Source organism: Kribbella sp. VKM Ac-2571 (genome assembly GCF_004362255.1).
GTDB classification, from domain to species: domain Bacteria; phylum Actinomycetota; class Actinomycetes; order Propionibacteriales; family Kribbellaceae; genus Kribbella; species Kribbella pratensis.
In genome coordinates, this window is record NZ_SNWS01000015.1 from 87,803 (window position 1) to 110,180 (window position 22,378).

Genomic DNA, 22,378 nt, shown 5'->3' on the forward strand with positions numbered 1-22,378 from the left:
TCTGGCCGACCGGAATAAGGTGCCGTCATGCGCTTCGGGGTGCTGGGACCAGTCACGGCGTGGACGGACGCGGGGACACCCGTGGTCATCCAGGGGCTGAAGGTGCGTGCGCTCCTGGCGGACCTGCTGGTGCACGAGGGCAGACCTGTGCCCGCGGACCGCCTCATCGACGACCTCTGGGGGTCGGAACTGCCCGGTAACCCGTCCGGAACGTTGTCCGCGAAGGTGTCCCAGCTGCGACGAGCATTTGAAGACGCTGAGCCCGGCAGCCGCTCGCTGGTGCAGTCGGGTCCGGCAGGCTACTCGCTAGTGGTTTCTGCCGAGACGTATGACGCTCTGAAGTTCGGTGAACTGCTGGCCGCCGGCTCCGTCGACGAGGCGCTGGCGTTGTGGCGCGGTCCGGCGTACGCCGACTTTGCGGACGACGCGTTCGCTGAGACAGCTGTAGCCCGGCTGACCGATTTGCGGCTCACTGCTCTCGAGCAGGCCGATCTACCCGTTGTGGATCTCGCAGCGCTCGTGAAAGAGCACCCGTTGCGTGAGGGGCTCCGTGCCGCGCATATGAAGGCTCTCTACCGAGCGGGGCGGCAGACGGAGGCTCTGGAGAGTTTCGATGAGCTACGGCAGCTCTTGTTGGAGGATCTCGGGCTGGACCCCAGCCCGGAGCTCGTGGCGCTGCAGCAGTCGATCCTCACTCAGGAGCTGCCGCACGCACGTAGCAACCTCCCTGCTCAGCTGACTGAGTTGATCGGGCGCACCGACGCGTTGGCTGATGTAGGTGCCTGTTTGGGCACGTCACGGTTAGTCACGCTGACTGGTCCGGGAGGTGTCGGCAAGACTCGCTTGGCGCTCGCTGCTGCGGCCGATGTCGCGGGCCGGTTCGCGGACGGCGTCGTGCTGGTCGAGCTCGCTGCAGTGACACCTGACGCGTTGTCGGTCGCCAACTCGCTCACTGACGCGGTGCAGGCGGCTCTGGATCTCCGCGACACCGGGGGCACACCTGCGGTGGATCGGTTGGCGTCAGTGATGGGCTCTCGGCTGCTGGTGCTGGACAACTGCGAGCAGATTGTCGAGGAGGTTGCCGCGCTGACGGACCGCTTACTGGCCACAGCGCCGGGACTCCGTGTGCTCGCGACGAGTCGCGAGCCGCTGGGCCTGGCTGGTGAGGTGGTGTGGAGTGTTCCGCCCTTGGCTGTGCCTCCCGTGTCGGCGGGCGTCGAGGCCGTCGGTGAGTGCAGTGCAGCGCAGCTGTTCGTGACACGTGCGGCGGCCGCGTCACGTGGCTTCGCGCTGACGGACGAGACCGTTGCTGATGTCGCCGTACTGTGCAGGCGGCTCGACGGGATCCCGCTCGCGTTGGAGCTCGCCGCGACGCGAGTGCGAGCGCTCGGCGTACGTGGGCTCGTAGCGCGGCTGGACGACCGCTTCCGGTTGCTGGCGACAGGACACCGCGGTGCGGCGCCACGGCAGCAGACGCTGCACGCGATGATCGACTGGAGCTGGGAGCTGCTCGCCGCTGAGGAGCAGTCAGTGCTGCGGCAGCTCGCCGTACATGCAGATGGCTGTACGGCGGACGCTGCGGCGGCTGTGTGCGGTCAGGACGACGTACTGGATGTCCTGGTGCGTCTGGTCGACCGGTCGCTCGTCGTACCGGTCGATGGTGGTCGCTTCCGGTTGCTCGAGTCAGTGGCGGCGTACTGCGTCGAGAAATTGCGTGTGAGCGGTGAGCTGGAGTCGTCTCGTCAGCGGCACCTGTCCTACTACGTGTCGCTGGCTGAGGCGGCGCGACCCGGCCTGTTCGGTGACGAGCAGAGCAGGTGGCTGCAGCTCTTGGACGAGGACTCCGCCAACTTCCGGACCGCACTGGATCGTGCGGTGACCACAGAGCAGTTGGACCTCGCCGAACAGCTTGTGGACGCACTGTCCTGGTACTGGTTCCTCCGTGGTCGGTATCTGGAGGCGATGCGGTCTCTGGACACAGTGCCGGGTTCTGCTCGGGCTGGGGTGTGGCGGGCCGGATTCATGTACCTGCTCGGGCACCCGGACGCCGCAGCGGAGCGGGACCGTTGGCTGGACCGTGCCGACGCCATGGGCCAGTGGTGGATTGCCCATGCCGCCAGCGACGCCGGCGACCTCTCTGCGTGCCTCTCGATGCTCAACCAGGCTCTGAAGACGTTCGAGGCTGACGGGAACCAGTGGGGTGTGGCAGCTGTGCTGGCTGCGCGCGCGAAACACGCGCACGTACGGGCGGATCTGCCGGCGCTGTACGACGATGCGTGTCAGAGCATCGGGATTTTCCGGGCGCTGGGGGATCGGTGGGGTGTGCTGCAGGCGACGAGCTGGTTCGGGGCGCACGCCGAGCTCGTCGGCGACTTCGACGAGGCGGAGCGGCTGCACCTCGAAGGTGCCGAGGCTGCGGAGGAGATCGGGCTGTGGTCCGAGGTTGCCAGCGCGTTGGGAATGCTCGGGTGGACGGCGATCCGGCGAGAACACTACGAGCAGGCCCGGACGTACGGCGAGCGGGCGCTGCGGCTGGCGACCGAGCAAGGGCAGCGCGCGACGCAGGCGCTGGCGGAGTTGGTGCTCGGCTTCGCGGCTCGTCGTACCGGCGCTCTGGACGAGGCGTCGCAGAGGCTGCAGGCCTTGATCGACGCCGCTCGCTTGCAGACTGAGTCAGTTCTGTATCTGTCGATCGTGCTGGATGAGCTCGGCTTCGTCAGGGAGCTGCAGGGCCGGCCGGACGACGCGTTGGAGCTGCACATGGAGGCCTTCCGGGTCTCGGAGGAGTTCGACTCGCTCAGGGGCATGTGTTGGGCACTGGAGGGGATCGCGGCCTCTCACCCGGACAAGACCCTCGCCGCGACCTTGCTGGGGAGCTCGTCGGCGACCAGGTCCAGCGAGAACTATCTGATGGCGGCGACCGAGGAAGAGGACCTTGCCCGGGCGGTCGCTGCGGCACAGTCCGCGCTGGGGCCGGAGGCGTATCGCGCGGCGTTCTTCCGCGGCGAAGGTTTGAGTCCGGCTGACGCGTTCGGGTTGCTCGTCCGGCAGTAGATGTTCTGTGGTTGAGATTATTCGTCTATCGAAGTAGTTTTGCTTCCGAACCCACTTCGAGAAGGTGAACCATGGATTACGGCCACGAGCTGGTCTTCGGCACGTTCCTGACCCCGGCGGTCGACACCCCGGACCGCGTGATCGCCCTGGCCCAGCTGACCGAGCAGGTCGGCCTCGACCTGGTCAGCTTCCAGGACCATCCGTACCAGCCGCGGCTGATGGATGCCTGGACGCTGCTGGCCGTCGTCGCAGCCCGTACCGAGCGCGTGAAGGTCACCACCAACGTGGCCAACCTCCCGCTCCGGCACCCGGTCGTCCTGGCGCGCAGTGTGGCGACGCTGGACCTGATCACCGGTGGGCGAGTTGAGCTCGGCCTAGGTGCCGGCGGGTTCCTCGACGCGGTCGCGGCGAACGGCGGCCCGCGGCTGACCGCCGGACAGAGCATCGCCGCGCTGGAAGAGGCCATCGCGATCATGCGCGAGGTCTGGACACCTGGTGCCGGCGGTATCCGGCTGGCCGGCAAGCAGTACACGGTGTCCGGTGCGAAGCGCGGTCCGGCGCCGGCGCATGACGTGTCGATCTGGCTGGGTGCGTACAAGCCGCGGATGCTCGCACTCACCGGACGGCTGGCAGACGGATGGCTGCCGAGCAGCGGGTACGCCGGGCCGGAACAGCTGGCCGCGATGAACAAGGTCATCGACGAGGCAGCTGTGGACGCCGGGCGGGACCCTGGTGCGGTACGCCGGCTGTACAACATCTCCGGTCAGTTCGTTGGTGGCGGCGGGTTCCTGCAGGGACCTGAGGAGCTGTGGATCGACCAGCTGACCGAGCTGACGCTGGGGGAGGGGATCAGCACCTACATCCTTGCCTCGGACGATCCTGACGACATCCGGCGGTTCGCTGAGGTGGCGGCCGGTGTGCGCGAGGCAGTCGCGGTGGCTCGGTCGGGCGCTGTTGCTGAGCGTGTGGTTGCTACGGGCTTTGGCGTCGTGCCGACACCACCTCCTCCCGTACGACGTAGCGCCGTACAGCTGCTGGATGAGTCCGCTCGGCCGACCGGTCCGGCGCAGGACCCGTCTCGGACGTACACGCCGTACCAGCTGCAGTCCGGTCAGCACTTGATCGACGTACACGATCACTTGCGTGCAGAGCTCGACCAGGTGCGTGACCTGGTGGAGCAGGTCGCGGCCGGGGCGCTGGGCGTCGGTGCGGCGCGGTCGCACATCAACACGATGACCATGCGGCAGAACAACTGGACGCTGGGGACGTACTGCGAGTCGTACTGCCGGCTCGTGACGACGCACCACTCGCTCGAGGATGCCTCCCTGTTCCCGCATCTACGTCGCGCCGACCCTGACCTGGTCCCGGTCGTGGACCGGCTGCAGGAGGAGCACAAGATCATTCACGACGTACTGGAAGGTGTCGACAAAGCACTCGTCGCGCTCGTTGACGGATCAGGCGACATCGACGGTCTGCGGGCGGCCGTCGACCTGCTGGACGACACGTTGCTGTCGCACCTGTCCTACGAGGAACGCGAACTGGTCGAGCCGCTGGCGCGACTCGGCGTTCTGTAGGTACTACTTCGCCTCGCCCAGGAGGGAGGCGAGGATGTCGAGGAGACGGAGTGTCGGCACCTCGCCGAGCAGACGGGCGGCGCTGGTCGCCGGCTCCGCGCTCAGGCGGACCTGCAGCAGCTTGAAGTCACGGACGTTGGCCGGGTTCACCAGGTCCTCGCGGACTGCCTTGAGGAACTCGGCTCCGGCCGAGGACGAGCCGTACGTCATCCGGATGAAGCTGTCGGTGACGGGGTAGAGGTACGGCCGCTTGAGGTGCAGGAGCTTCGACTTCTTCGCGTGCCCGAACCCGCGGTGGCCGGTGAACTTGTCGTCCAGGGCCATCGCCGCCTCGAAGAGCTCACTCCCCGGCGCGGCGTCCTCGAGGCGTGCGTCCACCGGGATCGCCGCGAGCTCCTTCTCGGCTTCCACCTCGAGCAGCCACGGGATGTCCAGCACCCGCAGGTCGGCGCCGATCACCATGATCCTGCCCAGGTCTTCGAACGTGATCTGGTTCGGGTCGGAGCCACCGACGGTGGTCATACCCGGCAGCCCGTCGTAGTACCGCAGCACGGCGCCGTTCGTCTCGGCGTACAGCCGTAGCTGCGCGATCGCCTCGTCGACGACGATCTTCCGGGTACCGATGTTCATGAGCCACACCCTCACACTTGTGGTGGCAGACCCGCCAGCGGGCGGACCATCATTCGAACGTTCCTCACACCTGTTTCCGCAGATCGTAGCGACTCCACGGCCCCCCGCACGCCAAAGTCACTGCCCGTTATCCACAACCCGTAACCATCCGCTCATTTCGTATGCCAATCTCCGTAAACTCTCTGTCACAACCCAACGACTGAGCGGAGGCGAACCATGCGGAACCGGCTACTGGCTCTCGCGCTCGCCGTCCTCCTCCTCGTGCCGCTGACCCCGGCCGCCTCCGCAGCTCCACCGGACGCCTACCCGTGTCTGCATCCCGACATGACCGTCTCAGCGAACGGTGAAGTCCTGAGCACCGGCACGGAGGTTGCCCTCGACGGCGGCATGGCCCATGCGGGCACCGGGCTCACCTTTACCTTCCAGGCCCGGACGTTCAACCTGACGATCGACCTCTGCTACCTCCGGATCACCGACACCCGCACGTGGCAGGTCGACCACTGGCCCTGCGAGAACGCGCCCAAACCGAAACCGGCGCGGACCCAGTCGCTGAGTTGGTCGGTCTTCGTGCCACTCGACTGCAAGTTCGTCGGCTCACCGAACCTGCTGAGCGTTTCCTTGACGAACGGCAAGGGTTCGGCGTCCGCCTCGGTGATGATCTACGCCGGTGCGCCGGGGTTCGTGTTCCCCGACAAACAGGCACGGGCGTTCTTCGGGCCGTTCGCCATGCAGTCCGATCCCGTCAACTCGCTGACCGGCGCGTTGGCCGCCGTCGAGACGGACGCTTCCATGACGGCGCTCGGCGTACCGCTGACGGTGTCACGGACGTACAACTCGAACGACGGATCTACCGGCTCGCTCGGGCCTGGGTGGAGAGCGTCGTACTCGGATCGGCTCGAGTTGTCGCCTGCCGGCGCGCGGTACCTGGCGTCCGATGGGCGGGAGATCGGGTTCACGCGCAAGGGGACCGGGTTCGTTGTGGAGGCCGGGGTCGCCCGGTTCACGCTGGCGCGGTCGGGGTCGACGTACCTGCTGACGAGCGTCGACCAGGTGCGGATGCAATTCTCGGCGACCGGCGAGTTGCAGGCGATCCGCGACCGAAACGGTCAAGGGGTGACGATCGAGCGGGCCTCCGGGCGCGTGCGGACCGTCGCGAACGGGCGGCGCGCGCTGTCGTACGAGTACAACTCTGACGGGCAGATCGCGTCGGTGCGGATGTCGGCGCCCGGCGTCGCGCCGCGGCCGGTGCGGTACGAGTACGCCGACGGTCGACTGGTCGGGGTGACGTCGCCGGGCGGGATTCGGACGCGGTACGAGTACTCCGCGGGGCGGCTGATTTCGGAGACAGTGGGGAATGCGGGCAAGCCGGCGTACGTGACCGAGTACGACGCCGACGGGCGGGTCGTCGCACAGACCGATGCCAAGGGCGGCCGGTCGACGTGGTCCTGGGACACCGAGGGCATTCGCGGTACGTCGACGATGACCGATCCGACGGGTGGGAAGTGGATCAACGAGTACGAGCGGAACTGGCTGATCCGCCAAACCGATCCGACCGGCGCCACGGCCACGTTCCATTACGATGCCGACGGCAACCTCATCCGGGTCTTCGACAGCCTGGGCCATGGCGCGCGGCACGAGTACGACGCTCTGGGTCGCGTTGTCGCCTCGACGGACGCGGTTGGTGCGGTGACCCGGCGTACTTACAACGCCCGCAACGACGTTGTGGCGACGGTGGATCCGCTCGGGCGGCGGACGACGTACAGCTATGACGTCCGTGGGAACCTGACCGGCACGGCGTACGCCGGTCGCACCTCGTCGGTCAGCTACGACCCGCGCGGCCTTGTCACGGCGTCTCGCGATGCTTTGGGGCGTGTTGTGCGGTACGGGTACTCCGCCGACGGCGACCTGACGACCATCACCGATCCGTTGCACCAGGTGACTCGCATTGAGTATGACGGCTGGGGGCGGCCGATCAAGACGACCTCACCGCGCGGTGCGGTCAGCACGATCACGTACAACGACGACGACCAGCCGCTCTCGCAGCACGGACCGCTTGATGTGTCCACGAGCCAGACGTACGACGGGCAAGGCCGTGTCTCGACGCTGGTCGATGCCCGCGGCGGCACCACCAAGCTGCGCTATGACGACGCCGGCGCAGTCATCGGCGTCACCAGACCATCATTGCCTGAAGCCACCGCGACCTTCGACGCATCCGGCAGGGTCACCGAGACCGTCGACGCCAGTGGCCGCTCGCAAACGTTCACGTACGACGGTGCGGGCCGGACAACTGAGGCGACGTACGGCGGTCGCACCTGGAAGTTCGCGTACGACAAGTCCGGCCGGCTGAGCCGCACCACGCTGCCCTCGGGCAAGACGGCGTCCTATGTTTTGGATCCGCGCGGTGCGCCGCTGCGGATCGCGTACTCCGACAAGACGCCCGCGGTCAGCTACACATGGGACGCCGCGGGCCGCCGTACGTCGATGACCGACGGTCTGGGCCTCACCCGCTTTCAGTACGACGCCTTCGACCAGCTCACGTCGGCCGGCCCGGTGTCCTACCGCTGGGACGCCGTCGGCAATCTCACCGGACGGACGGCAGCCGGCCACACCGAGCTGTACACATGGGACGCCGTCAACCGTCTGACCTCCGCAGCAGCCGACGGCAAGCCGCTGGCGTCGTATCGCTACGACCTCGCCCGCGGCACGATCACGACAACTCAACCCGGCGGGCTGATCAAGACCGAACAGCTGGACGTCCGCGGTCGCACCACGTCCCTGTCCGTCACCCAGAACGGCCGCCCGCTGCGCACGATGACCTCCGCGTACGACGCCGCCGACAACGTCACCCGTTCGGACGACTCCGTCGCCGGCAAGTCGTCGTACAGCTATGAAGCCCTGAACCGCCTGACTGCGGCCTGCTACGGCGTCGACCAGTGCACCGACGCCGCGATCGACTACATCCGCTACGACTACGACGCCAACGGCAACCGCACCTGGGAGAAGCGCCCCTCGGGTAGCACCTGGTCCCTGTACGGCCCTGCCAACGAACTCCAGGCCTCGATCACCACGCCGGGCAACTATCCGCTAGACGTACCAGCCACCCACCACTACACCTACGACGCCGACGGCAACCGAACCTCCGATGGTGCCACCACCTACACGTGGTCCGCCGCCGGCAAACCAACCACCTCAACCACCGCAGGCGTTAAGACGACCTACACCCACACCGGTGACGGCCGCCGAGCCACCACCTCCACCACCGGCCAGCAAACCCCGCGCTACCTCTGGGATCCCCTCTCACCCCAGATCCTGAGCACCACAGGAGTCTCACAACCCACCCGTTACCTGTACGGCTCCGGCCTCGTCGCCCAACAGACGCCGACCGCACGAACCCCGCTCATTACGACTGCCAACGGTTCGGTGCTTACAGCAACGACCACCAAGCCTGACCAGCACGAGTACGAGCCCTACGGCCAAACCCGAGCCGGCCCCACCAACCAGACGCCCTCGACCTCACCGACTCCCGGCTACATCGGCGGCCTCAAACTCGCCACCGGCAACTACCTGCTGGGCCAACGCGAGTACAACCCCACCACCGGCATCTTCCTCACCAGCGACCAAGCCGGCTCCGCCAACCCCTACGCCTACACCACCGGAAACCCCCTCAAAACCACCGACCTACAAGGCCTGGACGACATCGAGGGCACCCTCACCGACGTCTCCCACATCTCCGGCTACATCTCCACAGCCGCCCTCGGCGGCGCCGTCATCTGCACCGTCGCCCGAGCCTGCGCCCCCGCCATCCCCATCCTCCTCCAATCTCCTCAGCCACCGGCGTAATCTCCGCCGGCACCGCCGGAATCCTCGACTCCCAAGCCTGCATCCTCAAAGGCAACTGCTCCCAACTAGCCGCCGACGTAGCAGTAGGCCTCGTCGCCACCCGCTTCCCCGCCCTCGGCCGGGCGACAGGCAGAGGTCAAGCCGCGGAGGACCTTCCAACGGTCAACTGGGGACAGCTGTCAAAACACTTCCCAGGACACCCCAACTACCTCCCGGGGCGCAGCCAACTCACCGCCAACCCGGAGGAACTTGTCCAGTACGCGGGAACCGGCAAACAGGTCGGTAGCGTGCCGCGCGGTCAGCCCGGTTTCAAGGAGCGCATCGACTTCGGATATCGCATCGGCATCACCATGTCACGCGAGGGCGTCGGCAGCCCAACCACGGTCGGTATTCTCCACTATCGGGCGGACGGAAGTGTTCACATCGTTCCAGGGAGACCATGATGACTGCAGATCCTGCCTCATTCCGGATCGACGTGCTGTTGTCCTTTCAGCGGGCTCTGTGGGATCTGGTCACGCCCGGCCTCAGAGCTGTGGCAGTCAGCCCCACCTACCCCCTCATCGAAGCAAGATTCATCTATGAGGCAGTAGGCGACGACGAGCGTTTGTTGGCCGCCGAGGCAGAGGCCTACGTGGTTGCTGACTTCGCGCCTCCTGTTGATGTGCGGTTCGAGGCTGTGGTTGTGCCGGGCTTCCAGTCGCGGGAACTGTTGGCGGGCGAGGAGTGGGTGTATCGGCGGCGTGAGGATGAGCCGGAGTGAGTCGAGCTCGACGATCGTCGACCACGCGGGCGGGGTGTGAAGGAGGATCTCGGAGAACTGCCGACCTATCTCAGTCTGGTGGAGGTCATCGGTCGCTGCTGGTCGCGAGCCTTCGCTCTAGGTCCGGACTAGGACGGAGGCGAGCTGCCATCCCACACCGTTCTCGTTCGTGCCGGGTAGTCGTACGCACGGCACACATCGTCGAAGACTCGATCGAGTTCGATCACGTCGGCAGAACGACGAGTGGGTGATCGGCGATCAGAAATGGGTGGCGGTGGTTTACATCGGTTCGAGGCCGCTGAGGCTGATCGGTTATTGGTCCGACGGCGACAACTGGCCGGAGCGGAAGAATTCGATTGGTTAGGTCGAATGGACTGGAATGAACTCAATGGCAAACTACGTGGGGTGGTGCTTGATGTGGCGCACCTCCTCTTGCCGTCCGAGGTGTAGGACATCTGGGACTACATCGACTACGACGAGCCCTGGTCTTGCTTTCGAAACGTTGCGCACTCACCTGCACGAACATGACTCCGCAGTAATCGCTGAAACTGTCGGGCGACTCGCGGAGATTGGCTCGGCAATGGATCTGGAGCCCCGCCAATGGCAGATTCTCAGCGTCTCGAGTTGACGGTCGAGGTGCCACCTGCGGCGATCAGTGGGTGGAATCTGCTGGCGCGAGAAGTCGGCCCCTGAACCTGACGGCACCGATCTACCTGTGTCTGCTGACGACCGAAGGTACTGGCGATTCGTGACACAGAGAGTTTCTTGTTGCGTTCCGCGATGCGGCGCGGTCGCTCGGCTCCTGGCGGTTGTTGACGCCGGTCGATGTCATTGGGAATTGGAGTGGGTTCGTTGAGCAGTGCGATGAGGGGTACTCCGACAACATCTACGAGTTCTACAACGATCTCGCAGTGACCTCATCATGACGATTCTCGACAGCCCGGTATTTCGGAGGTACGCGCAGATGGGATGGATATACGGGACGAGGTCAAGGAGATCGACAACCGGTACAGGGGACTGTTGGTTGGGAGCGAGGTGCGCCCCGGTCGGCCGTGGTGGGAGGCGCGAATCCCGGTACTGGCCGGAGAAGAACTCACCGACGACTTCGCCAACAGTTACGGAGTCACCGTGACCGTGGTCCAATAACTCGGCGGCCCGACAACTCTCCCGAGGTTGATTGCAGGTGGCAACTCAAGGTACCTGGCTAGGACGGCGCTCACCGGATGGAAGGGGAGCTGACGATGGGATATCTGCTTGGTCTGTCCGAGGTCCCGGGTGGCTTCTCGTATCCTGCGTCGTTCATTCGGGTGGTCGAGCTCGGGTTGGTTGACCTGGAGTCTTGGAGTGTTGGTGCCCTTTGCGCGGCGGCAGGACAACGACGAAGTGGCATGTTGGCGGGTCGGTTCGGGTGCGGTGCTGATCATTCACGACTTCGACGACTCTGGGCGCGAGCTCCGCGAGACGCTCCCGTCGTTCTACACGTGGCTACGGCGCGCGATCGAGGACCTGATCGAATTCGAATCAGATGACTGACCAAGCACGCAGCGCAAAAGGATGCCGAGATGACAACAGACTCCGCAGCGTTCCGGATCGAAGTTCTGCTGTCCTTCCAGCGGGCCCTCTGGGACCTGGTGACGCCCAACCTCAGAGCCATCGCCGTCCGCCCGACCCACCCCTTCATCGAGGCACGGTTCATATACGAGACGGTGGATCAAGAGGAGCATCTCTTGACCTCAGAGGTCGGGTCGTATGTCATCGCGGACTTCGTACCTCCAGTCGACATTCGCTTCGACGCTGTCGCCGTACCGCCGTCGCAGTCGCGGGAACTGTTGGCTGGCGAGGAATGGGTGTACCGGCGGCGTGAGGATGAGCCGGAGTGAGGTGGGACGGGTATCGGCCGTCGGCCGTGCCGACATTCACGAACTGATCCGCGACGAATTCGGCCAGCCAGGATGGTGGATCGCTTCGGGGTCGTCCGGTGGCCGTGTGCAGTCCGGCAAGCGGAGTCAGACCAGGCTGTAGTCGCACTCGGCCCGGAGTTGCGCGGCGGGTCACACCTTGCTCAATGGATGGTTGGAGGGATGGCATGAGTTCACGTCTTGCGCGTGACTCGCTCGTTGCGATCGTTGACGGGGACGAGGTGCCGGGTATCACGATTTACGGTCTTGTGAGGCGCGGAGAGCGGAGTCCGGTCGTGTTTCCGGACGATGTTTGGTTCGGGGGACCCGTCGTCGACGAGTTCGTTCTCCGGGGCGAGGCATGGGAGATCCCGACGTGGGACCTGCCGATTCTCGTCTGGCCGACCGCTGACGGTATGGAGGCTGCGCTGCGTGTTTCGCTTGCCGCGGTCATCGAGTCGGGATGTTCTGTTGCCTGGGTCGGCGCTGAAGGGCTTCCGTTCTGCGACCCGCCGCAGTTGTTCGATCCGGGTTGCATGTCTACAGGTGTGTTGGCCTGGATGACGGCGCAAGGACAGTTCGGGTGTGCATTGGATCCGGACGGCCCGATCTCACCGATCTCGGACCACGAGTTGTTGATGCTGAGGCGGTACGCCCGAGGACTCGCAGATGTCGCCTAGGCGAGGTAGGGCGAAGAACTCGCTGTTCTGGACGCGGGATGGTCGTCCACCAACGCCAAGGCGCGCCCTCGCTCGGTACGTCGTGTGTGGTCGGCAGCCGAGCCAGGTGCGGCGGCTCGTAGTCGAACGTGCTGAGCGTGCTGGCGCATTCGGCTGGGCGGCGCCGCGGCGACTGCTCAGGCGGTGAATTCGTTGGCGCCGAGGGCGAAGTTGCCGTGGCCGACTCCGTTGCCGGCGAGGCCTACCGTGACGACGCCCAGTCCCTCCAGCCAGTGCGCCATTTTCAGGGGGCCGACGTCCAGCGGGCGCAGGCGGAGGCTCTGGATGAATGCCGCTACGGCCGTCTTGGCCTGTGCGTTGTCGCCGGCGATGAAGACGTCGGGCCGGCCCTTCTCCAGGACGTTGCGGAAGATGGTGTTGAACGCCTTCACCACGCTGGCGCCGGCCGGGGCCACCTTGGCGGCTTCCTCCGCGATCGAGGTCTCCTCGCTGTGGGCCAGGCCGTCGAACGTGGCGTTGAAGGGGTTGCTGATGTCGACGATGACCTTGCCCGCGAGGGCGTCTCCGTACTGCGCGACGACCGGGACGACACCGTCGTACAACAGGGCCGTGATGACGATGTCCCCGGCCGGGACGGCGCCCCACTTGCCCGTCGTCGCGCCTCCGCCCAGAGCCTTGGCCAGGTCATCGGCCTTGGACTGATCGCGTCCCATGACCTCGACCGTGTTGCCGCCTGCCACCGCGAGCGTGCCGATGGTGCGGGCCATGTTCCCCGTACCGATGAGGGTGATGCTGCTCATGAGGTGTGCTCTCTTCCTGTGTGCGGTTCAGATGGCGGTGGTGCCGCCGTCGGCGACCAGTTCCAGGCCGTTGACGTAGCTGGAGTCGTCGGAGGCGAGGAACAGGGCGATGGTGGCGATTTCTTCGGGTCGGCCCATCGCTCCGCGCGGGATGAGGGACTCGAATGCGGCCTTGGTTGCCTCGTCGAACAGTTCTTCCTGTTTGGCGGTGGCGACCTGGCCGGGCGTCAGGACGTTGACCCGGATCTTGCGGTCGCGTAGTTCGTTGAGCCAGACGCGGGCCCAGGCTTGCTGGACGGCTTTGCTTCCCGCGTAGAGACTCCACCCGGGGAAGGCGCCGAGCGAGGCGTTCGACCCGGTCATGAGGATGGAGCCGTTGTCGTTGATCAGCGGCAATGCCTTCTGCACGGTGAACAGGGTGCCGCGCACGTTGAGCGAGAACGTGCGTTTGAACTGTTCCTCGGTGATCTCGCCGAGGACGCCGGGTTCGCCCATCCCGGCGCTGGCCCACAGGACGTCGATCGAGCCCTTTTCCCGCTTGACGGTGTCGTACAAGCGATCCAGGTCGTCCAGATCCGCCGCATCACCCTGGACGGCGGTGACGTTGCGGCCGATCAGCTTGACGGCGTCGTCCAGTGCGTCCTTCCGGCGGGCCTGGATGAAGACGTGCGCTCCCTCCTCGACGAACAGTTTGGCGCCGGCCAGTGCCATGCCGGTGGATCCGCCGGTGATTACCGCGACCTTGCCATCGAGCTTTCCCACGATCACTCCGTTGATTGATTAGGTGTCCGGAACAGTTCGGCTTAAATACACCGATCTGTGTATGTAACGTATCGGATGGCTGGTCGGAGTGCAAGCTACGTACACCGATCGGTACCGAACGGTCTATGCTGGAGGCATGACGGAGTTGGAGAAGGGCCCCCTGGGCCGGCGCCGCGGCAGGGGCGCACGTGAGCGCATCCTCAGCGCGTCACAGCAGCTGTTCCGTGATCAGGGCATCAACCGCACCGGCATGGACCAGCTCTGCGCCGTGGCCCAGGTCTCCAAGCGCACGGCGTACCAGCACTTCGCCAGCAAGGACGAACTCGTCGCCGAATACCTGCGCCGGTTCGATCCCGACGTCATGCCCGGGGTGTTCGATCGCACCGACCTCACACCTCGCGAACGACTCCTCGCCGCCTTCGACATCCCCGCGTCCACGCCCCTGTGTCCGTACATCGGGGCGGCCGTTGAACTCCACGACCCCCAACATCCCGCGTCCGAGTACGCTCGCGACTACAAGCTCGCCATCGCCGCGCGGCTCACCGAAACCGCCCGCGAAGCCGGCGCCACCGACCCCGAACAACTCGGCGAACAACTGGCGCTGCTCATCGACGGCGCCTCGGCCCGCACCCGAGTCCTCAACAGCGAATCCTTCCCCACCGCTGCCGCGATCGCCGCCGTCCTCATCGACAACGCGATCCCTACGACGGACGAGTGAAGACCTGACCGAGCTGGACGCGCCGTCTGGCTCGGGGAATAGCGGGTTGTTTCAGCGGTGGCGGGTTGTAGGGCGCTAGTGGTGCAACAAGCCGCCAGTGGTCCGGTGTGCCGCGGGGTGTGCTGTGAACCGAGGAGCAGGTGCGAAGGCGGTGCGGTTGAGCTTGGTGGTGGGTGTGCGGGTTGGGTGGGGCGCGGGGCGGGTGGTTGCTGGGGGCAGGGTAATTGGGTTGAGGGGGTCGGGGTGGGTGCTCATCATGGGGGCATGATTACTACGACCTTTGGTGTGTTGCTGGTGGGAGCTTTGGCCTTGGTGGCTGGGGTTCTGCAGCAGCAGGTTGGTCGTGGGTGGGGGTCGATCTCCGGTCAGTCGTGATCGGGGTGGTGGTCGCGGGGCTCTTGGCCGGGTATGGGGTTGCTATGCCGGTCGGGCCTGTCGGGACCTATTTGGTGGCGTTGACGGCGCGGAGTTCGTTGCGGATCGGGGCGTTCGCGGCGCTGGGGGTTGCTTCGGCTGATGGCGTGTACGCGGCGGTGGCTGCGGGCGCCGGCTCGGTGTTGGCCCCGCTGTTGGTGCCTGTTGTCGGGCCGTTGCGGTGGGCATCGGTCGTGGTGCTGATCGGTCTCGCGGTGATGGGAGCGGCCAAAGCGGTACGGCGTTATCGCGAGCGGCGGATCGTTGCGCTGCAGCAGGAGACGCCGATCGGGGCGTGGGCGGCGTACTTCGGGATGCTCGGGATGACGATGCTGAACCCGTGGACCGTGATCTACTTCGCGGCGCTCGTGCTCGGAGGATCGGGCGTCGCGGGGCTTGGCGAGCGGATCGTGTTCGTGGCGGCCGCGTTCGTGGCGTCGGCCAGTTGGCAACTGCTGCTCGCGGGCGGCGGTGCCTTGCTCGGGCGGTTGCTGACCGGTCCGTTGGGGCGACTGGTGACCGCGTTGGCGTCGGCAGCGGTGATCGTCGTCCTGGCGGTGAGGATCGTTGCCTAGGGCACCTGTCGCTCGATCGCGCCGTTGGGGTTGAGGAAAAGGAGGATGGGCGGCGCCGTGTTCGGGAGGATCTCGTCGTACGCCTGGAGCTGGGGTGCGTAGTACGCGACCCGGCTGTCCAGGGCGGCGGCCGGGATCGCGTCGGTCTTGTAGTCGACGATGGTGAGACGGCCGTCGTCCTCGCGATAGATGAGGTCGACGAAACCTTCGAGCACGGTGCCGTCCGCTTGGACGGTGCCGACGTACGACTCGCGCCAGTGCTCACGGGCGGCGGCGCGTTTCACCACGTCGGATGCGAGCGCCGAACGAACGAGTGCGGTGACGACGTCGGCGTACTCGAGGACTCCCTCGGCGAGGCATTGCGTGGACACGGCGGCTTCGAGGCCGGCGCCGGTGGAGAGGTCGACGACCTGGAGTACGGCGTGCACGGCGCGGCCGATCGCGGTGCCGTAGCGGCCCTTGGACCACGGCGGGAGCTCGAGGTCGCGGGCGCCCTTCGCGGTCCCGGGGTCGATGAGGACCTCGTCGGTGCCGGCGGCAACGGACAGTTCCGGGGCGGTGCCTTCGAGACCGGAGGCGCTCTGGGCGGAGCGGGCTCGACTCGCGGCTTGGGCGGCGGCGGCTCGGGTCTCCCACTCGGTGCGGGAGATCGGCGGGTTGACGTCCGGGCTGCCGGTCGGCTCGCGGTCGGGGACCGGTGGGCCGGTGAAGAGCGTGGCGTGCGGCGCGTCGACGCCCCCGGCGTTCGCGAGGAGCTCGGCGTTGCTCGTATGGCGGCGGTTGCCGGAACGGTGCAGGGATACGACCAGGTGGTCGCGAGCGCGCGTCGCGGCCACGTACAGCAGGCGGCGGCGTTCGTAGTCGTCCATCTGCTCGTCGACGGGTTGGACGAGGTCGAAGTCTTCTGTCTGGACGGACGACTTGAGCTTCACCGCGTAGCCGCCGGGCAGCGGCCACAGGACCTGGACTCCGCGCTGGCGGTTCGGAGAGGCGGTCATGCCGGAGAGGATGACGATCGGGAACTCGAGGCCCTTCGCGGCGTGGATCGTCATCACCCGGACCGCGTCGGCGTCGGTCTCAGGCAGGACGGCCTCGGCGACGCGGGACGTCTCCTCGCCCTGGTGGGCGGCCCAGGCGAGGTACGAGCGGAGGCCGCCGTGCTCGACCTCCGACCAGGCGCGGGCCTGGTCGACGACGAACCGGATCCGGCGCCAGGCGTCGCGGGCGCGGGGGCCGATCGCGGCGACTTCCAGCATGCGGCGGTCGGCGACGATCTTCGCGAGGACCTCGCTGGGGGTGAGCCAACGGGCGGCGTAATACGTCCGGCGGAGCCACTCCATCGCCTCGCCGATCGGGTGCGTGAGCAGCTGGTCGGGGACCGGTGCGGTCAGGGTGAACGTGCCGCCGTTGCGCTTCCAGGTGTAGAGGTCGTCGTCGCCGCAGCCGAACAGCGGTGAGCGGAGAGTGGTGACGAGGGCGAGCTGGTCGCTCGGGTCGCCGAGCGCGCGGGCGCAGGCGAGCAGGTCGCGGACCTCGGCGGTCTGGTAGACGAGCGAGCTGGCTTCCGCGCGGTACGGGATGTCGGCGCGGTCGAGGGCGTCTTCCAGGAACGGGAGCGAGGTCCGGGCCGGCACGAGTACGGCGATGTCGCCGGCCTCCGCGGGGCGCCAGGTTTCCGCGCGGTCGTCGTACACCAGCCAGCCCTCGCGGAGCGCTTCCTCGATGACCGCGGCGACGTCGGTGGCTTCGCGTTCGCGGAGAACGGAGGCTTGCGCGCGCGGCAGGTCGTCGTGCGGTGTAGCGCCGAGGATCGTGACGGCGGGGCCGGCCGACGGGTCCTCGGACTCGTCCGGCAATGGTTCAGGCGGTAAGTCGGCGCCGCGCCGGCGGAACGGGAGAACCGCCGCGAGATCACTCACCTGCTCCTCGGAGTCTGCCGGGGTGTCGAAGAGGGTGGGCTCGTCGAAGATCGAGAGTTGCTCGCCCTTCACAGGTGCGTCGGGAGACGGCGCAGTGGGCTCGGGGCGCGCGGGGACACCGCGGGTCGGGTTCGTGCGGTGCGGGGAGAGGGACTGGTACGACGGCTGGGCGGACTCGTGGGGCTGGATGAGCGTCCCGAAGACGGTGTTGATCCAGCTCAGGATCGGCGGCACCGTGCGGAAGTTCGTGGTGAGAGCGACCGTTTCGCCCAGTAGCTGCTGGGCCGTGAGGTACGTCGCGATGTTGGCGCGCCGGAACCGGTAGATCGACTGCTTCGGGTCCCCGACCACGAACAGCCGCCCCTCCGGGACCTCGACGTCGTGCCAGTCGGTGGCGTCCGCCTCGGCGCCGCCGGCGATCCGCACCGCGAGCTCGATCTGGATCGGGTCGGTGTCCTGGAACTCGTCGAGCAGCAACCGCTCGAAGCGGTCCTGAAGATCCGCACGCACCTCGGGATCGCGCCGCAGCAGGTCGCGCGCGAGCACCAGCAGATCGTGGAACTCCAGCCGCCCCTCGGCGCGCCGGAGCTCGGCCGACTCCAGCACCCGCTCCGCGATCCAATGCGAAAGATGCCGGAGGCAAGCATCGAGGAGCAGCTCGACGAGCGAGCCGGCGACCTCGACGACCTCGGTGCAGTCCCCGCGGACCTTGGCGATGTCCGGCCAGTTCTCCTTGCGCCCGATCCTGCCCACCTTCAGGCCGCGGAACGTCTGGAGCAGCGCGAGCTGCGTCTCCTGATCGGACGCGGTGTCCAGCGTCAGACCGAGCTCGCGGATCTGCTGGACCTTCGGCAGCAGCCGGTCCTCCGGGTCCAGGCAGGTCTCGGCCGCGGCGCCGATCTGCGCCGCCGCGGCGATCAGGCCGCTGAGATCCGGCATCGCGACGAGCTCCGGAGGCTCGACCAGAACCCGATCCGCGATCAGGTCCCAGTCGTTGCCGAACAAGCGGGCGAGCGACCGCAGATGCTTCAGCTCGACCCCGACCGCCATCGCAAGCAGCAAGGGCTCGGCGATCGAGTCGTCGTCGAGGAGTTGCTGCTGCAGCTCGGCCCAGCGTTCCTCGAAGGCGACCGACGAGCCGACCTCGTCGAGTACGTCGATGAGCGGCGGCAGCCCGGCCTCGATCGGATGCGCGAGCAGGATCTGCTGCGCGAACGCGTGCAGCGTGCCGATCGACGCGGAATCCAGATCGTCCAGCGCGGCGTCGGCGAGCTGCCGGTCCTCGGTCTTCCGCGCCTTCTCGAACTCGACCCGCAGCCGGTCCCGCAGCTCCGCGCCGGCCTTCTCGGTAAAGGTCACGGCCGCGATCGATCGCAGCGGTACGCCGTCTCGCAGCACCAGTGTGCAGACCCGCTCGACCAGCGCGTGCGTCTTCCCGGACCCGGCGCCTGCCTCGACGAACAGGGTGGTGTCGGTGTCCGAGCGGATCCGGTCCCGAGCGGACCCGTCGAGCAACTGTTCACTCATCGCCGGCCTCCAGGGCAGTCGGGTCGATGAGCCGCACCAGCCGTTCCAGCACCGGATCGTGGCGTTTGCGCTCCCAACGCGCCCGGACCTCGCTGTGGCCGAGGCTGTCGGGGTTGCAGTACGGGCACTGGACCCACAGGAAGTCCGGTACTTCGGGTGCCTTCGGCGGGAACAGCCCGGCCGCGATCGACGACACGATCACGTCGAGCGTCTCGACGTACCGGGCCTCGACGTCGGGGGTCAGCGGGACCGGGATCCGCTTGCCGCCGCGCCGGACGAACCAGTACGACGCCTCGACCGGAGTGGACGGTTCACCCAGCCGCGCGCGGGCCGCGTACGCGTACACGGGCAGCTGCAGTTTCGTGCCGCCCGCGACCGGATCCGCCTCGATGCCCTCGTAGCGCGAGAAGCCGCCGGTCTTCACGTCCGTCACGTAGATCGTGCCGTCCGCGCCGAGGTCCACCTTGTCGGCGGATCCGCGCAGCAGCACCCGGCCGGACGGCACCGGGATCTCGACCGGCGGCTCGCCGTCGAACCCGAACGTCAACTCACTGGCAACCACCGACGCGTTCCGCGAAGCGCGCCAGCGATCGTCGTCGGTGAGCAGCACCATCAGGTCGCCGAGGATCCGCAATCGCTCGCGCTGCCACAGCCGGGGATGCCCGGTCAGCCCCTCCGCCTCGAACTGATCCGCGAGATCCGCCCCGATCGCCAGCAGCAGCTTCCGCTGATCCTCCGTCCACGGCTCGCCGTACCCCGGCAACGAACCGGCCAGTCGCCTCACGAACGCGTCCAGGCTGTTGTGGATCAGGTTACCGATCTGGATCGGTGAGATGACGAGCAGATCCTCCGGCGCCTCCAACGGCTCCACCTGCAGCAGCCGCTCGACGAAGTACGCGTGCGGGCACGTCGCATACGACTCGAGCGACGTGGGTGACGCGATCCGGTCCTCGACAGCGAACTCGGGCAGCCCCGAGACCCCCGACAAGTCCCCGTCGAAGCGCGTGAAGGCAGCCGATGCACGCCCTCGGAGCAACTCCCGGGCCCGCACGAGGACCCCGTCCTGGACCCACAGTCGCGCCGCGGCTGCGCGCGTCTGCCACTCCTGCTCGGTCGCGGGCATCGTTGCCGTCGTCAACGAACCGGCGTACGACGCCGACGTCCGCAGCACCTCGCCGTACCGGTCCCACTGCGTCGCGGGCAACGCGTGATCACCGGTGAGCTCGCGCAACGACCCGAGCAGCCAGCGCGTCGGCAACCGCCGCGACGACCGTCGCAGATCGCCGCGTGGGAACGACGCGACCACCCGCGCACCCGCCGAGAACGCGACGAGCAGATGCCGCTGCTTCTCGTCCAGGCGATCGCGGAACGACGCCAGCTCGGGCGCAGCCGCCTCACGCACGCGGTGGGGGAGTAGCGCGTCCTCGTGTACTCGTCCCGGATACAGGTCCTCGGACAGGCCGACGACGTACAAGAGGTCCGCCGACAACCCGACACTCGCGGACAGCGGCGCGACCAGCACGCCCGTCCCGAACGTCCCGACGCGGGGCAGCGACTGCTGCAGTTCGAGATCGAGTACGTCGCGCAGCACCGCGAGGCTCGCCGCCGTACCGAGCTCGTCGAGCGTGGACAGGCCCTTCAACGATCCCTCGACGGCGGCCGCGGCGTACTGCTCCTCGATGGGCAAGGACGAGTAGTCCCCGAGCAGATCGTGAAACAGTTGCAGCACACCTTCAGACAACGATGACCAGGTTTCCAACGACGCAAGGGCGTTCAGCCGCGCCCGCAACGTCGACGCGAACGTATGCAACCGCTCGGCCGTCGACGCGTTGTACTGCGCGCGCCGTACCGCGGCCGGCCGTGGATCCTCGGCCGCCTCCTCCTGGTCAGCGGTCCGCCGCTCCGACTGCGCGTACCGCGCCAGCCGCGTGTCCCAGTCGTCTCCACGCACCACCCCGGCCGCCCGTGACATCCGCTCCCACTGCGGCACCGGGATGCGCTCGCCGGTGAAGTCGCGCGTCGGCGCATTCGCCAACGCCCGGAACACGTCCGCGCGTGGCAGATCCTGATCGACCAGCGCGAGCACTTCGAGGAGCGTCCGCGCGATCGCCCGCTCGTGCACCGGACGCGTACCTGGACCGTTCACCTGAATACGCGCCGCCGACAGGTGCTCGTGCAGCAGACGTGCGTACGGCGAGGCCGCGGCATACAGCACCGCGATCCGATGCGCCGGCGTGTGCTCGAGCGCCGAGACGACGTCCCGCACCACGCAACGCACCTCGTCGTCGGCATCGGATGCGTTGAGGATCTCGGTCGCGACCGGATAGTTCTTCGAGATCGACGTCGGCAGATCGATCCCGATCCGTTCGAGCGATCGCCGCACGGCGCGGTCGGCGCGGCGTACGTCGGTCAGTCCGACGATCACCGTGAGATCGGCCGCCGCTTCACCGAGCGCGGCGACGAACGCGGCCTCGGACTGGGTCAGCTCTTGCGGGAGGTACAGCACCAGCGCGCCCAGCTCGTCGACAGTTGAAGGCGAGGCCGCGATCCGGGCCGCAGCGGCGCGGAGCAGATCGGTCGCGTCGTACCAGTCCGCGGCCAGCTCGGCGGTGACGTGCCGGTGCAGACGGACCAGATCGGGGCCGAGCGCGGACGCCTTCGCGACCTTGTCGAGTGCTGGTTCGGAGAGGTCACGGAGCTCGCGATGGGCCGATGCAAGCGCTTGGATGGTCGACGGATGCTCGGCGACCTCGTCGAAGACGCCGGGCGATTTCGCGAGCGCCGTACGCCAGGTGGCCGCCACGATCGGACGGGTCGCGGGACGTCGCGGCGAAAGCAACCCCGCGGCGATCTGCTCGGCGAGCCGCTCGAGGGTCGCCAGGTACAGACCGGCGACCGAGGAGCGGGCGAGGTGGCGTCGGGCGATGACGCCGGCCAGGTTGTTGGGCAGGAGCAGGGTGACAGGGGTCATCGGATCGTCGGCCTTCAGCCGTGCGACGACGGCTTGCAGGCGCTCCAGAGCCGCGGCGCCGTACGCCGTGCTCTCGATCCGGGTGGTACTCACCAGGACCCCCAATCTGTCGACTGTCACCGCAGACGCTAAACCCTCCCACGGACACAAACCGAAACACCCGGCGGCCGCGCGGTGGACAACCCGACTTTGAGAAGCCACCGACCAGAAATCCGCGACGGAAATGGTCGGTGGCTTCTCAAAGTCGAGGTTGGCG

At 67.3% G+C, this 22,378-nt stretch carries 15 protein-coding genes; 10 read left to right on the forward strand and 5 right to left on the reverse strand.

Features of this window, described 5'->3' with window-relative positions:
- Positions 1-27 precede the first annotated feature (27 nt).
- Together EV651_RS29365 and EV651_RS29370 are read left to right on the forward strand one after the other, a co-directional pair.
- Complete coding sequence (locus EV651_RS29365) at positions 28-3,054, forward strand: BTAD domain-containing putative transcriptional regulator (RefSeq protein WP_133788507.1); 3,027 nt, start codon at positions 28-30, stop codon at positions 3,052-3,054.
- 71 nt (positions 3,055-3,125) lie between these two features.
- Positions 3,126-4,628: an LLM class flavin-dependent oxidoreductase gene (locus tag EV651_RS29370; RefSeq protein WP_133788508.1), complete on the forward strand. Its 1,503-nt coding sequence runs from the start codon at positions 3,126-3,128 to the stop codon at positions 4,626-4,628.
- A 3-nt stretch (positions 4,629-4,631) separates the two neighbouring features.
- On the opposite strand, the gene EV651_RS29375 is transcribed toward EV651_RS29370, so the two are convergent.
- Positions 4,632-5,258 (reverse strand): DUF6308 family protein, encoded by a 627-nt coding sequence (locus EV651_RS29375; RefSeq protein WP_133788509.1) that lies wholly within the window; start codon positions 5,256-5,258, stop codon positions 4,632-4,634.
- A 216-nt stretch (positions 5,259-5,474) separates the two neighbouring features.
- On the opposite strand from EV651_RS29375, the gene EV651_RS29380 reads away from it, so the two are divergent.
- From EV651_RS29380 to EV651_RS29405, 6 genes are all read left to right on the forward strand, one after another.
- Positions 5,475-9,098 carry a DUF6531 domain-containing protein gene (locus EV651_RS29380; RefSeq protein ID WP_133788510.1) on the forward strand — a complete coding sequence of 1,208 codons (3,624 nt, stop codon included), beginning with the start codon at positions 5,475-5,477 and terminating at the stop codon, positions 9,096-9,098.
- Between the two features lie 176 nt (positions 9,099-9,274).
- Positions 9,275-9,541, forward strand: a complete 267-nt coding sequence (locus tag EV651_RS43400; RefSeq protein WP_370353583.1) for a polymorphic toxin type 50 domain-containing protein — start codon at positions 9,275-9,277, stop codon at positions 9,539-9,541.
- The gene (locus tag EV651_RS29390; RefSeq protein WP_238157269.1) at positions 9,541-9,858 is read left to right on the forward strand and encodes a hypothetical protein; all 318 of its coding nucleotides are present in this window, start codon (positions 9,541-9,543) and stop codon (positions 9,856-9,858) included. Before EV651_RS43400 ends, EV651_RS29390 begins: the two co-directional genes overlap by 1 nt.
- Before the next feature lie 1,350 nt (positions 9,859-11,208).
- On the forward strand, positions 11,209-11,391 hold the full coding sequence (locus tag EV651_RS41990; protein WP_202870559.1) for a hypothetical protein: 183 nt from the start codon (positions 11,209-11,211) through the stop codon (positions 11,389-11,391).
- Positions 11,392-11,420: 29 nt separating this feature from the next.
- Positions 11,421-11,738: a hypothetical protein gene (locus tag EV651_RS29400; protein WP_133788512.1), complete on the forward strand. Its 318-nt coding sequence runs from the start codon at positions 11,421-11,423 to the stop codon at positions 11,736-11,738.
- 314 nt (positions 11,739-12,052) lie between these two features.
- Entirely contained in the window at positions 12,053-12,436 is a 384-nt protein-coding gene (locus tag EV651_RS29405; RefSeq protein ID WP_133788513.1) for a hypothetical protein, read from the forward strand.
- A 176-nt stretch (positions 12,437-12,612) separates the two neighbouring features.
- On the opposite strand, the gene EV651_RS29415 is transcribed toward EV651_RS29405, so the two are convergent.
- Together EV651_RS29415 and EV651_RS29420 are read right to left on the reverse strand one after the other, a co-directional pair.
- The gene (locus EV651_RS29415; RefSeq protein WP_133788514.1) at positions 12,613-13,236 is read right to left on the reverse strand and encodes an NADPH-dependent F420 reductase; all 624 of its coding nucleotides are present in this window, start codon (positions 13,234-13,236) and stop codon (positions 12,613-12,615) included.
- 27 nt (positions 13,237-13,263) lie between these two features.
- On the reverse strand, positions 13,264-13,998 hold the full coding sequence (locus EV651_RS29420; protein WP_133788515.1) for an SDR family NAD(P)-dependent oxidoreductase: 735 nt from the start codon (positions 13,996-13,998) through the stop codon (positions 13,264-13,266).
- 136 nt (positions 13,999-14,134) lie between these two features.
- On the opposite strand from EV651_RS29420, the gene EV651_RS29425 reads away from it, so the two are divergent.
- Positions 14,135-14,716: a TetR/AcrR family transcriptional regulator gene (locus EV651_RS29425; RefSeq protein WP_133788516.1), complete on the forward strand. Its 582-nt coding sequence runs from the start codon at positions 14,135-14,137 to the stop codon at positions 14,714-14,716.
- Positions 14,717-15,135: 419 nt separating this feature from the next.
- Entirely contained in the window at positions 15,136-15,705 is a 570-nt protein-coding gene (locus tag EV651_RS29430; RefSeq protein ID WP_133788517.1) for a LysE family transporter, read from the forward strand.
- On the opposite strand, the gene EV651_RS29435 is transcribed toward EV651_RS29430, so the two are convergent.
- Both EV651_RS29435 and EV651_RS29440 read right to left on the reverse strand, forming a co-directional pair.
- A complete protein-coding gene (locus EV651_RS29435; protein WP_133788518.1) occupies positions 15,702-19,151 on the reverse strand; it encodes an exodeoxyribonuclease V subunit beta in 3,450 nt (1,149 codons plus the stop codon). The genes EV651_RS29430 and EV651_RS29435 overlap by 4 nt on opposite strands.
- Positions 19,144-22,215 (reverse strand): PD-(D/E)XK nuclease family protein, encoded by a 3,072-nt coding sequence (locus EV651_RS29440; protein WP_133788519.1) that lies wholly within the window; start codon positions 22,213-22,215, stop codon positions 19,144-19,146. Before EV651_RS29440 ends, EV651_RS29435 begins: the two co-directional genes overlap by 8 nt.
- Positions 22,216-22,378 lie beyond the last annotated feature (163 nt).

Bases quoted from the DNA above. Each gene is read 5' to 3' on its own strand.
- EV651_RS29365 (WP_133788507.1), top strand. From the start codon at position 28: ATGCGCTTCGGGGTGCTGGGACCAGTCACGGCGTGGACGGACGCGGGG.
- EV651_RS29370 (WP_133788508.1), top strand. From the start codon at position 3,126: ATGGATTACGGCCACGAGCTGGTCTTCGGCACGTTCCTGACCCCGGCG.
- EV651_RS29375 (WP_133788509.1), bottom strand. From the start codon at position 5,258: ATGAACATCGGTACCCGGAAGATCGTCGTCGACGAGGCGATCGCGCAG.
- EV651_RS29380 (WP_133788510.1), top strand. From the start codon at position 5,475: ATGCGGAACCGGCTACTGGCTCTCGCGCTCGCCGTCCTCCTCCTCGTG.
- EV651_RS29390 (WP_238157269.1), top strand. From the start codon at position 9,541: ATGACTGCAGATCCTGCCTCATTCCGGATCGACGTGCTGTTGTCCTTT.
- EV651_RS29400 (WP_133788512.1), top strand. From the start codon at position 11,421: ATGACAACAGACTCCGCAGCGTTCCGGATCGAAGTTCTGCTGTCCTTC.
- EV651_RS29415 (WP_133788514.1), bottom strand. From the start codon at position 13,236: ATGAGCAGCATCACCCTCATCGGTACGGGGAACATGGCCCGCACCATC.
- EV651_RS29425 (WP_133788516.1), top strand. From the start codon at position 14,135: ATGACGGAGTTGGAGAAGGGCCCCCTGGGCCGGCGCCGCGGCAGGGGC.
- EV651_RS29430 (WP_133788517.1), top strand. From the start codon at position 15,136: ATGCCGGTCGGGCCTGTCGGGACCTATTTGGTGGCGTTGACGGCGCGG.
- EV651_RS29435 (WP_133788518.1), bottom strand. From the start codon at position 19,151: ATGAGTGAACAGTTGCTCGACGGGTCCGCTCGGGACCGGATCCGCTCG.